This window comes from Mycobacterium sp. TH-M116, assembly GCF_057473685.1.
Genome location: NZ_JBYCLC010000057.1, coordinates 1 through 8,747 on the forward strand (window position 1 = coordinate 1; position 8,747 = coordinate 8,747).

The 8,747-nt window shown below is 66.3% G+C and carries 9 protein-coding genes; 5 read left to right on the forward strand and 4 right to left on the reverse strand.

All coding sequences use genetic code 11. The annotated features are described in order from the left end of the window. Together AC2VOK_RS02690 and AC2VOK_RS02695 are read right to left on the reverse strand one after the other, a co-directional pair. On the reverse strand, positions 1 to 1,283 hold a 1,283-nt coding region (locus AC2VOK_RS02690), incomplete at its 3' end, for a molybdopterin-dependent oxidoreductase (RefSeq protein WP_428899107.1). An 18-nt stretch (positions 1,284 to 1,301) separates the two neighbouring features. After that, entirely contained in the window at positions 1,302 to 2,834 is a 1,533-nt protein-coding gene (locus tag AC2VOK_RS02695) for a 4Fe-4S dicluster domain-containing protein (protein ID WP_428899108.1), read from the reverse strand. 228 nt (positions 2,835 to 3,062) lie between these two features. Here AC2VOK_RS02695 and AC2VOK_RS02700 point away from each other — a divergent pair, with 228 nt between their 5' ends. Then, on the forward strand, positions 3,063 to 3,746 hold the full coding sequence (locus tag AC2VOK_RS02700; RefSeq protein WP_428899109.1) for a hypothetical protein: 684 nt from the start codon (positions 3,063 to 3,065) through the stop codon (positions 3,744 to 3,746). A gap of 214 nt (positions 3,747 to 3,960) precedes the next feature. Continuing rightward, on the forward strand, positions 3,961 to 4,908 hold the full coding sequence (locus AC2VOK_RS02705; RefSeq protein ID WP_428899114.1) for a LysR family transcriptional regulator: 948 nt from the start codon (positions 3,961 to 3,963) through the stop codon (positions 4,906 to 4,908). On the opposite strand, the gene AC2VOK_RS02710 is transcribed toward AC2VOK_RS02705, so the two are convergent. After that, on the reverse strand, positions 4,902 to 5,672 hold the full coding sequence (locus tag AC2VOK_RS02710) for a maleylpyruvate isomerase N-terminal domain-containing protein (protein WP_428899110.1): 771 nt from the start codon (positions 5,670 to 5,672) through the stop codon (positions 4,902 to 4,904). The two genes, AC2VOK_RS02705 and AC2VOK_RS02710, sit on opposite strands and share 7 nt — an antisense overlap. Before the next feature lie 66 nt (positions 5,673 to 5,738). Between AC2VOK_RS02710 and AC2VOK_RS02715 the strand changes: the two genes are divergently transcribed. From AC2VOK_RS02715 to AC2VOK_RS02725, 3 genes are all read left to right on the forward strand, one after another. Further along, entirely contained in the window at positions 5,739 to 6,518 is a 780-nt protein-coding gene (locus AC2VOK_RS02715; RefSeq protein WP_428899111.1) for an ArsR/SmtB family transcription factor, read from the forward strand. A gap of 167 nt (positions 6,519 to 6,685) precedes the next feature. Continuing rightward, positions 6,686 to 6,919, forward strand: a complete 234-nt coding sequence (locus AC2VOK_RS02720) for an AbrB/MazE/SpoVT family DNA-binding domain-containing protein (RefSeq protein WP_407685361.1) — start codon at positions 6,686 to 6,688, stop codon at positions 6,917 to 6,919. Further along, complete coding sequence (locus tag AC2VOK_RS02725; RefSeq protein ID WP_428899112.1) at positions 6,903 to 7,337, forward strand: type II toxin-antitoxin system VapC family toxin; 435 nt, start codon at positions 6,903 to 6,905, stop codon at positions 7,335 to 7,337. The genes AC2VOK_RS02720 and AC2VOK_RS02725 overlap by 17 nt, the downstream gene beginning before the upstream one ends. Before the next feature lie 111 nt (positions 7,338 to 7,448). Here AC2VOK_RS02725 and AC2VOK_RS02730 read toward each other — a convergent pair. After that, positions 7,449 to 8,747, reverse strand: a 1,299-nt coding sequence (locus tag AC2VOK_RS02730; RefSeq protein WP_428899113.1) for a dihydrolipoyl dehydrogenase, incomplete at its 5' end; no start/stop codon positions are given.

An 8,747-nucleotide genomic window follows, 5' to 3' on the forward strand; every position in this document is an offset into this window, starting at 1 on the left:
GGATCCGGTGGTGTGTGAATGGGCTTGGGCACGAACTTGTTCCAGGCGTTGGGAAAGGTTCCGCCCTCGGTACCCACCGCGCCGAGCAGCGCCGACAGCAAGAACACCGTCCGCGACACCTGCCATCCGCCGAGATTGGAGGCGGCCGCAGATCGCCAGCAGTGTGCCGCGAACCGGGTGCCGGCCTGCGCCACCGTCTCGGCCACCGCCCGTAGCGTCTCGGCGGCGATCCCGGACTCCGCGGCGGCGAAGTCGAAAGTGTACGTGTCGTACAAGCGCCGAAGTTCGGCTTCGAAGGAGGCGAAGGTAGGCGGCAGCTCGGGCGCACAGGCGTGCAGGTACTCCGCCCAGTTCCACCATCGGCGGACGAATTCCCTGTCATAGCGGCCGGTGGTGATGAGGTGACGGGCAATGGCCAGGTTGATCGCGGCCTCGCTGCCGGGCTGCGGTGAAAGCCAGTAATCGGCGTGGGTTGCGGTGTTGGACAACCGGGTGTCGAGCACGATCACCTTGGCCCCGTTCGCCCTGGCCTCGGTGATCCGCTGCGCGTGCGGGTTGAAGTAGTGCCCGGTCTCCAAATGCGAGCTGATCAGGTAGATGACCTTGGCGTTGGCGTGGTCGGGGCTGGGTCGATCGATGCCCATCCAGAACTGGTAGCCGGTGCGGCCCCCGCTCGAGCAGACGTTGGTGTGCGAATTGTGGCCGTCCACTCCCCAGCTGGCCAGCACCCGCTCGGTGTAGCCGTCCTCGCCGGGACGGCCGAGATGCACCATGATCTCGTTCTGCCGGTGCTCGGTGATCGCCGCGCGCAGGCGTTGCGCGAGCGCATCGAGGGCCTCGTCCCAGCTGACGCGCTGCCACTGCCCGCCCCCGCGCGGACCAATGCGTTTGAGCGGATAGAGGATCCGGTCGGGGTCGGTGACCTGGTTGATGGTCGCCGGGCCCTTCGCGCAGTTCCGTCCCCGCGACCCGGGATGTTCGGGATTGCCTTCGAACTTGCGGATCTGCAGTGAGTCCCGGTCGACATAGGCCAGCAGCCCGCAGGCCGATTCACAGTTGAAACACGTCGTCGGAACCAGCAGGTAGCTGTGTTCGACACGCCGCGGCCACGATCGCGAGTCCAGCTCTACCCAGTTGTCCCAGCGTTCTTTGGGTGGAAACGACGCCAGGTGGGCCGCGCTGGGGCCTTGATAGAAGGTCTCGCCGCGCTGCTCGACGGCGCGCCGTGCCGCCGACACCCGCCTGGCGAGCTGGTCGATCTCCGGTGCCGCGCGTTTGCGCATCGCCGTTCGTTTCCTTCCTCAGGCCAGCGGAACCGCCTGCCCGGCCTGGATGTAGGCGTGCTCGTGGGCAAGCAGTCCGATCAGCACGAACGGCACGGCGACCCAACCGATCCACGGCGCGGCCACCGCCACCGCGACCCCGCCGATACCGACCCAGAAGAACGGTGCGAACCGGCCCCGGACCATCTCGTGGATCGCCAGGTGCGCGTGGGCGGTGACGTGCGGCATCGCCACCTCGGCCCACACCAAGAGAATTTGCGCGGCGGCGGCCGCCATGATCACTTCGGTGGCGACCAGGGCACGGTGCGGGGCGTAGCCGGCGGCCAGCAGAAACGGCAGCAGGCCGGCCGCGCCGGCTAATATCGCCTGCAACACCAGATGCACGGGAAGCAAAGCGCTCTGCCACAGATCGCGAGCCTTGGCCTGGGCGAACAGAAAAGCGGTGTAGTACGCGGTGACCAGCGCCGAGGGCACTGCGAGGATTCCGCTGGCCCGTTGCAACCACCCCACATCGAAGATGACGGCCGCCAGATACACGCCGAGGATCCCGCCGTAGCCGCTGAGCATGAACGCCCCGCGCACCAGCCAGCTGCGCCATTGCGGTCGGGTGAAGATCAGGTAGAAGCGAAACGGATGCTTCAGATCCCAGGTCAACAAGACGCCGGTGATCGCCAGAAACGCCAGCGATCCGAGGGGCGCGATCCACCGTGTCAACGGATCGTCCCAGTCGTTCTCGCCGATCAGCGTCAGGCCGACCGCCACCATCAGGAGGCCGGCGGCAAGGCTTTTCGTCCACGTGTAGAGACTCACCCGCCACCCCCAGGGGGCGCGGTGGGGGACGTCGTAGGACACCAGTGCTGCCGCCGAGGAAACCGCACCAACCGGGTGACCTGACGTCGCCAGTTGCGGATCGGCGGGCCCCTGGGTCGCCCACGCGTACAACCCGCCGTCCGGCCGGCGCGCCGCCAGCGGATCCAGGGTGGCCTGGTGGGCACCGAGATAGAACACCCCCGGCCCGGTTTCCTTCTCCGGTCGTCGCACCACAGCAGGCCGACGGTTGATGAGTTCGGCGACTTTGGACGAAGGATCCTCCAGGTCGCCGACAAGGATCGCTTGGGTGGGGCACACCGTCACGCAGGCGGGCTCCAGCCCGACGTCGAGGCGGTGGGCGCACATGTTGCACTTCTCCGCGGAGTGGTCTTCCGGGTTGATGAAGATGGCGTCATAAGGGCATGCGGCCATGCACGCCTTGCAGCCGATGCAGATGCTCTTGTCGAAGTCGACGATCCCGTCGGACCTCTTGTACATGGCCCGGGTGGGGCAGGCGGTCACGCAGGGGGCGTCGGTGCACTGATTGCATCGCGTCACCTGAAATGCGCGGCGCGCTTCGGGGAATTTGCCGACATCCACCGATTTGACGTAGGTCCGGTTCACCCCGAGCGGGACCTCGTTCTCGCTTTTACATGCGGTGCTGCACGCGTGGCAGCCGATGCAGCGAGTCTGGTCGAGAACCTTCACCCATCGCCCGACTTGGGCGGCGTCAACAGCCATCACCCCAACCGTAGTACGGGATCGGCTCCGTTGACAGGGCACCGTTGCCATCCAAAGGTCCGGTATGGATTGCCGGCCTGAAAACCACGACTTTGCCGAGTTCCTCGTTCCTCAGGAGGTCGATGTTGCTTTGTGTCGTCACAAATATCTCTTGCTGGCGCGATGGTGTCGGGCCCGTAATAATCATTACTACACGCGAGGCCGACCGCCACGGAAAGCGGAGGGAAAATGTTGACAACACCGGTACAAATTTCGCAAACCTGCGTTGGATGGATTGGTTTCGGCGGCTGGTTGGCTTTTTTTCTGATCTGTGCCGTCGGCTATCTTTCGATCATGAAAGCCGTATTGATCCGGAGACTATACGCAGCCGCACATCGGCCGGCTGTCCGCGGCGTTGCCGCGGCGAAGGCCGCCTACTCCGAGCCTCCGGCCATTTCGGAGAGCACAGTGAAGATTACCGGGCAGGTTACTGATTCAGGTCACGAGTCACCGGAAACTTCGGCCAATGCCACCGCGCCGACGGGGCTGGCGGCGTTGGACTGGACATCGTTTGGTTGCCAGAACAGGCAGGGTTGCACCCGGGTTGCAGATTATGTCGTGGAATATCATGCCATTGACCATTGTCTGGATAGTGAATCCAACGCATTGGGAAACAGTGTCGAGATTCTCTGCAAGACCTGCTCAGCTTTCTTGCACATCGCGCTGGACATGCAGATCGGCCGTTTGATATCGCAAGGACGAGATTTGAGATGCTGTACGTGCGGAAAAGTCCTTGCCTTGCCCACCGACATCCTCAGGTCCGGAGCTCTTGACATTCCTGCTGACGGGCTTCACCCTGCGCGCCCGAGCAGTACCGGGGACCGGCTTCCTCAGATGAGTATGGCCCTGCCGAATGACGTGTCGGGGTGGTGAGATCTGCGGGTTCGCGTGGTCGGTCCTCGCGGGCCGGTGTTCCTGACTTCCCAGTCCGCGTTCGACAGGTGGCCGATGGGTACTCAGAACAACACCCAGCAGGAGGTTGATCAAGGTGGCCGAAGTCAGTAACGACGCCGGCGGTGACCAAGACCAGATCGTCACAGCAACCCGTGGTGGCGACGCGTCGATTGCCCCAGGTCATGTCCACCCGATGCTGAGTCCGCGCATGCCCGAACTCAGCTCGTTCGAGATGTTGCTTGCGCTGGCCCGTACCGGCAGCCTCGGCGCGGTCGCCACCGAGTTTGGTCTCACCCAGCAGGCAGTGTCGTCACGACTGGCGTCGATGGAGGCCCTGACCGGGGTGCAGCTGGCCCTTCGGACAACACGTGGCACCCAACTGACGCCCGCCGGTGTTGTCGTAGCCGAGTGGGCGGCCAGGCTGCTCGAGGTCGCTCACCACGTCGATGCCGGCCTGACCGCGATGCGTACTGAAAAACGCCGGCGCCTCAAGGTGGCGGCCAGCCAGACGATCGCCGAGCAGCTTTTACCCCAGTGGCTGGTCTCGCTGGCAACTGCCGCCGCCCGGGAGGGCCGCACCGCTCCCCAAATAGTGTTGACCGCCACCAACAGCGATGGTGCCATCGCAATGGTTCGCAACGGCACCGCCGAACTGGGATTCATCGAACGCCCCAACCCACCTGGCGAGCTGGCCAGTCGCATGGTGGCGCACGACGAGCTGGTGGTCATCGTGGCACCAGGTCACGCGTGGGCCCGGCGGTCGCGCAGCATCAGCGCCGCTGAGCTTGCCCAAACGCCTCTGGTCATGCGGGAGTCCGGCTCGGGAACACGTGACGTTTTGACCGCCGCGCTGCGCCGAGTGCTGGGCGATGACATGCAACAAGCGCCTCCCGCATTGGAATTTCCGTCAGCGGCCGCCGTGCGTGCCGCCGTCCTCGCCGGCGCGGGACCGGCCGTGTTGAGCCGACTGACAGTCACCGACGACCTGGCAGCCGGCCGTCTGCACGCCGTCAACGCGCCCGACCTGGATCTGCGGCGCCCGCTCGCCGCCATCTGGGCCGGCGGACGCACCCCGCCCGCAGGCGCCGCACGCGACTTCCTCAGCAGCATCGCCAACTCGTTACCCCGGTCGACTCAATAGCCGCTGAGCAGCCGGCGGGCACGCCCGAGAATGTCGGGTCCAACCCGACTGTGAATCCGCGACGGGTCAGCCGGCCGTCGTCCCCATAACAGCAGGACCCGTGCGGCCTCGTCGGTTTTCAGTGTCGCCGGTCCGTCCGGCTCCGCCAAGGCGATCGACGTCGAACCATTGTCAGCCGTGATCACGACGTCTTGTGACCCTCGGACACGCAGCCGGGCCTCGAATCGCTCGCCGGGCGCAAGCCTAAGCTGCTGGGCTCCTTTGGCCAGCAGCGGCTTGCCCACCGCGACCACACTGTGGGTCGTCATCCACGGTTGGGCCAGTCGCGCCTGTGCCGCCGCGTCGTCGCCGGTGATGTCCCAGCCGTGCAGGACGAGTTCCTCTCGGACGTGTTCGGCGAACCACGGCACCTTCATCGTGCGGCCGGCCCAGGCAACGTCAGTATCGGTGGGGACATCGTCGGCGGCTGCTGCCACTTCATTGAAGGCGGCCATCGCCCCGTGCAGCGCCTCCCACAGATCCGCGTCGTTCAAGGCACGCAGCGGTCCCTCACGTTCGTCAAAGCCACGCGTGTCAGCCCTTTCGCCGTCGAGGTGCTTGCCCAGCACCCGGGCGAGTTCTTCGGCGCCTGCGGCCATGTGGATGACGAGGTCGCGCACCGTCCAGGCTTCGCACCACGTGCCGGCGTCAGGCCGGTGCTGCGCAACCGAATCCAGGAAGGGTTGCCACTCGGGAAACCGGTCGGTGTCGATCTTTGCGCCCATGAGACCCATCGTGATGCCGACTTACTTCGGCCCGGACCGAAATATCCGCGTCCTATCGTGGGTGGTGTGTTCACCGATCCCGCTGTCGCTTTCGCCGGGCACGGTGACGCTGATATCGCCAGCATTGCCGCGCTGATCGGCGAGCGTGCCCGGGCGCGCGTGTTGATGACCTTGCTCGACGGGCGCGCACTGCCGGCCGGCGTGCTGGCCGCCGAGGCCGGAGTAGCCGCCTCCACCGCCAGCGAGCACCTCGCCCGACTCGTGGACGCCAGACTGCTCAGCGTCGAGCGTCAGGGGCGTGCCCGCTACTTCCGCCTGTCCGGCCCCGCAGTGGCCGAAGCTCTGGAGGCACTCGCCCGGATCTCTCCGCCCGAGCCGATCCGCTCGTTGCGCCAAGGCACGCGTGCGCACGCCCTGCGCCGGGCACGCACCTGCTACAACCACCTCGCCGGGCGGCTGGGCGTGGCCGTCATGACGGCGCTGCTCGAGCAGGGCCTGCTCACCGGCGGCGACGGGCGCTACAGCCCCGACCAAGCCGGCGCCGATCGGTTGTCGGCGCGCGGCGTCGACCTGACCTATCGGCTGACCCCGACCGGACGAGAAACGCTGGCCGCCTTCGGGATAGACCTGGCCGCGCTGAGCCGCAAGACGCCGATGGTCCGCTACTGCGTGGACTGGTCGGAACAACGCCACCACCTCGCCGGCCCGCTGGGGGCCGCGCTCAACCAGCGCATGTTCGACCTGGACTGGATCCGCCGCGTCAATCGGCGTCGCGCGGTGGTGCTCACCGACCTCGGGCGCCGAGGGCTCGCCGACACCTTCGGTATGCCAGCGGACTGGGACTGATCGGCACGGAGCCAATCCAGGCCGCTAGAAGCGGCTGCTGCGCTGCGGAATCGGCTACTGCAGCGGGCAGTTGGACGGCAAAGGACCGCCAGGGGCTGCCAACCGGAGGTACTTCGTCCCGGTTCTCCAGCAGGCGAACGATACCAAAATGTTGGTAGCATCTTGGTATGCGCACTACCATCGACAAGGCCGGACGTTTGGTGATCCCCAAGTCGCTCCGCGAGCAGTCGGGCATTACCGCGGGCGAGGTGGAGATTTCTCTGGACGGGGCCGCTGTCCGCATCGAAAGCGTGGCAGCCGACAATCTCGTCGAACAGGACGGACTTCTGCTGCTACCCAGTGGCGGCCCAGAACTTGACGCCGACGCGGTCAGGGAGTTGCGGCTTGCCGACCAGCGCTGAACACGTGCTTCTCGACGCCAGTGCGGCACTTGCCTTGGCGCAGCGTGAGAACCCGTTGCACCTCGCCGCCAGAACCCGGCTCCTCGCATGCCGCCGAGGGATGTCGGGACATGCCGCGGTCGAGCTGCTGTCGGTACTCACCCGACTGCCACCACCGCACCGGCTCAGTCCAGCTGCCGCACTTCGCTTGGAGCAGAAGAATTTTCCCGAGTCTCGCTTCCTGTCCGCGACGGATACGAAGGACCTGGTGCGGGAGTTGGCGTTGGCGGGCTTGGCAGGCGGCGCGCTGTACGACGGTCTCGTGGGTGCAGCTGCCCGCAAGCACAAGCTCCCGCTCGTCACCTGCGACCGGCGCGCCGAACCGACATATCGGTTGCTCGCCGTCGACTATGAGCTGCTATCGCCGACGCCGCCATGAAAACTGGCTCCTGCGGGCCCCGAGAACCGGTCTTCCCGCGGATCGACGGGCAACCGACACTGCTGCCGGTCGTGCGTCAGGATTCCTGAGCTTTTACCGGGTCGTGTTGCGTCAAAAGAGGTTTCGGGCGGCCCGGGAGATCCCTTCGGCACTCATCGGGTGCTGGTCGGCGAAGGCGGCAAGGTCTCGGGCGGTCAGTCCACTCGAGACTGCGAGCCCGATCTGGCCGATGAGGTTGCCCGCGTCGATTCCGACGACCCAACCGCCCACCAGCCGCAAAGAGCCCGTCGCGAAGAACAGCCGAATCTCGCCGCCGGTCTCACCGAAGATCTGAGCCCGGCTGTCCTCGGCGAAGGAGTAGGAGGCCTCTTCGACGCAGATTCCTTTGGCCGCCGCGGATGCGCGGGTCAGGCCGACGTAGGAGGCGGCGGGAAGCGTGAAGACCGTGGTGGGAGTGGACAGAAAGTCCACCGCGTCGGCGTGCCGGTCACCTGCCAGGATGTTGGCTGCGGCGGCGACGGATTGACGCACCGCGGCGTGGAAGAGCGGAGTTCTGCCGTTGACGTCGCCGCAGGCGTAGATGTGGCGCAGGTTGGTTTGCAGGGTGGGATCGACTGCGACGCCGTGGGCGTCGACCGCAACACCGGCCTCGCGTAGGCCGGCGGGGATCACCGGGTGGCGGCCGAGTGCCTGAAACGCGACCTCGGCGGACCTGTGCTGCTCGGCGGCCCCGTCGAAGAAGACCACCCGCACACCGCCGGGGGTTTGTTCGACCCGCCGCACCTCGGCCCCCAGAATGACGTCGATGTTCGGGTCCAGCAGCGGAGCCAGCAGTGCCACCATGTCGGGGTCCATCCCGGGCAGCAGTTGGGCTTCGCGTTCGAACACGGTGACCCGGGCGCCGAAGGCCGCGAAAAACGATGCGGTCTCCAAGCCCACGTAGCCGCCGCCGATGACCAGCATGGAAGCCGGTAGCTTCGACACAGACGGGTGAAGCGCGTAGAGGTCTCGGCTGTTGAGGCAGTGCTCGAGCCCGGGGATCGGCGGCGCGGAAATATCCGAGCCGCTGGCGATGACGATGTTGCGCGCCGTGAAGCGGCGAAGCCCTTCGGGGGTGTCCACCGCCACCGTGTGGGGATCCTCGATGCGCGCGGTTCCGGTGACCAGGGTGACATTGGGTGCCGCCCGCAACTCCGCGTCGTGCTGCGCATAGCGGCGGGTTTGCACCTGGTCTTTGTGGGCGATCACCTCGGAGTAGTCGACGTCGACTTCCCCGTGCAGCCCACTTGTGTGAAAGCGCCTCTGCTGCTGGAGGTGGTGGGCGATTTCGCGGACGGCTTTGGACGGCACGCAGCCCTCGGCCAGGCAATTTCCGCTCATCACCCCCTTGGGGTCGACCATCACGACGCT